The organism is Streptomyces sp. NPDC056160 (genome assembly GCF_042268205.1).
In the GTDB taxonomy this organism is placed as follows: Bacteria; Actinomycetota; Actinomycetes; order Streptomycetales; family Streptomycetaceae; genus Streptomyces.
Map to the genome: position 1 here is coordinate 1 of NZ_JBHJUW010000307.1, position 2,530 is coordinate 2,530.

2 protein-coding genes and 1 pseudogene are annotated in these 2,530 nt (G+C 63.3%); 2 read left to right on the plus strand and 1 reads right to left on the minus strand.

Annotated elements, in window-relative coordinates; genetic code table 11:
* Positions 1 to 120: 120 nt before the first annotated feature.
* Positions 121 to 285 (minus strand): annotated as a pseudogene (locus ACFC02_RS42235) (IS256 family transposase); the annotation flags it as partial.
* 438 nt (positions 286 to 723) lie between these two features.
* On the opposite strand from ACFC02_RS42235, the gene ACFC02_RS42240 reads away from it, so the two are divergent.
* Together ACFC02_RS42240 and ACFC02_RS42245 are read left to right on the plus strand one after the other, a co-directional pair.
* Entirely contained in the window at positions 724 to 1,818 is a 1,095-nt protein-coding gene (locus ACFC02_RS42240) for a type III polyketide synthase (RefSeq protein WP_376368293.1), read from the plus strand.
* Complete coding sequence (locus tag ACFC02_RS42245) at positions 1,818 to 2,306, plus strand: MaoC family dehydratase (RefSeq protein WP_376368291.1); 489 nt, start codon at positions 1,818 to 1,820, stop codon at positions 2,304 to 2,306. Before ACFC02_RS42240 ends, ACFC02_RS42245 begins: the two co-directional genes overlap by 1 nt.
* The last annotated feature ends 224 nt before the right edge of the window (positions 2,307 to 2,530 follow it).

Consider the following 2,530-nt stretch of genomic DNA (forward strand, 5'->3'; position numbering starts at 1 on the left):
CACCGACGTCCGTACTGATCCGGAAGGTCGCCCCAGCCCCAGTACGGGACATCCTTCCGGGTCTTCGATGTCTCCATCAAACCCGGGGCGATTCACAACGGCTGATCTTGGTTGTTGAGGTCAGTGGCTGGTGGGGGTGAGTCGGCCTTCGAAGGCGATCTGGAACGCGTTCAGCGGCGCCTTCCAGCGCATCGTCCAGCGGCGTCGTCCCTTGCCGGTCGGGTCCAGGCTCGTCAGCGCCATGTAGACGCACTTCAACGCGGCGGGTTCCGAGGGGAAGTGACCCACGAGTTCAACCTGAGTACCACCGAAAGTGAGACAGGGCCGCTCGTTTGACAGACCCCCACCCCCGTCAGTGTTACCATCACCAGGGCGTCCATTCCTCAGCCGAGAGGTGAACCGGAGGGCTTGGCATGCGCGTTTCATGAGTGAGCGCCGAGGCGGAGAGTCCGGGCGGCGCTCACTCAAATCGCGTGCCCCGCTGACAACTGCCCCGGAGGAGACAGAGCATGAGCCACAGCGACGTCCTCTTAGACGACTGGGTCCAGGAACACCTGGGCGACCCGAGAATCGCCATCCTCAAGGCGGACGAAGACACGTCAACGGCGCCATACTGCATATCTGGAGCCGCGGTGGCTGCGAACAGTAGAAAATGTGCTCACGGCACGGCCGAGAGCACCTTCCACGCCGAGTGGATCGTCGCGGGGGGTGGGCGCGATGCCGCTGCCGCTGCTGTGTAGGCCCGCCGTCGCCGTACCCGAGCATGTGATCACGCAAGAGGACACGCTGGCCCTCGCCGCACGACTGCACGCAGACCACCCTCAACTGCGTCTAGTGCTACGCCTGATCGAGAACACTGGCGTGATCAAGCGGCATATCATCCGCCCCATCGACGAGACTCTGCAGGACACTGGATTCGCTCATCGCAATCGCGTCTTCGAGATCGAAGCCAAGAAACGCGTGCCTCCCGTGGTCAGTGAAGCTCTCGCTCATGCCGAACTGAAGGCCGAGGACATCGATACCATCGTGCTGGTCTCCTGCACGGGATTCATGATGCCCTCCCTCACGTCATGGATGATCAACGAGTTGGGATTCCGCACCGACACCGTACAGCTGCCCATCGCTCAACTCGGCTGCGCCGCAGGCACCGCGGCAATCAATCGCGCGACCGACTACTGCGTAGCCCACCCCGGCGCCAACGCCCTGATCGTCTCCTGCGAGTTCTGTTCCCTGTGTTACCAGCCCGACGACCACGACGTCAGTAGCCTGTTGTCCAACGGACTGTTCGGCGACGCCGTCGCCGCCGCCGTGGTGCGCGGTGACGGTGAAGGCACCGGGGTACGCCTGCACGCGCAGACTTCTCACGTGATGCCCGGTACCAGCGCCTGGATCGCCTACGATGTCAAGGACACCGGCTTCCACTTCCGCCTCAACAAGAGTGTCCCAGGGATCATGCAGCAGATGATTCCCCAGCTGAACGCTTTCATCGAGAAGAACGGCCTGCAGTTGCCAGGGCTGGACTTTTACATCGTGCACACTGGCGGCCCCCGCGTCCTGGACGCTATGCGCACCCACGGCGGCGTTCCCGACGCCGGACTCGCCGACAGCTGGTACACCCTGTCCCATCACGGCAACGTGGCCTCGGCCGCCGTCTTCGACGTCCTGCGCCGCACCGCCGGCAGCCGCCCCCGCGAAGGCGCCTGTGGCGTCATCGCCGGATTCGGCCCGGGCATCACCATGGAACTAGCTCTGGGCACCTGGCACACAAGCCTTGCCCAGCAGGGCGCGCTCCGAAAAGCGACGGAAGGCGAAGCGTGATGAGCTTCGGCAGAACCTTCGAAGACTTCGAGGTGGGCTCTGTCTACCGGCACTGGCCAGGAAAGACCGTCACCGAGTACGACCACCACCTGTTCTGCCTCCTGACCATGGTCCGGCACCCGCTCCACCTGGATGCCCACTACGCGAGCACCGCCACCCGCCACAAGCAGCCCCTCGTCATCGGCAGCTACATCTTCTCACTGCTCCTGGGCCTGTCAGAGGCGGATGTCGCAGGCAAAGCTATCACCCACCACGGCTTCGAGAAGATCGACCACTGCGCCCCCCTCATGCACGGAGAGACCCTGTACGCCGAGAGCGAGATACTCGCCAAAGATGACATCCCGGACCGGCCCGAGCGCGGACTGGTCATCATTGAAACCCGCGGCCACAACCAAGACGACACGCTCATCATGACCTTCAGTCGCAAACTCGTCGTCCCCCGGCAACAGCAGCCAGGGGACAGTAGCCGCGCAGAGTACTCGCAGTAGCGGATGGGCTCCCAGGATTTGAACCGCAGTTCCTAACCTCGCGCTTTCACGAGGTGAGCTGTCCAGGAGTTGATCAGAAACGCGGAATGAAGCTTCCCCTTGATCGTGGACACCTGGAGACTGGGATCTTGAGAGTGCGGAACGTGAGCTCTTGTCCGTTTCGTGGTTGAGGTTGGGGAAGGACCGCTGGTCGTGGGTGGGGGGATGGCGTCAGACGCCGGGGC

Coding starts and splice junctions, on each gene's coding strand:
- ACFC02_RS42245 (WP_376368291.1), top strand. CDS start 1,818: ATGAGCTTCGGCAGAACCTTCGAAGACTTCGAGGTGGGCTCTGTCTAC.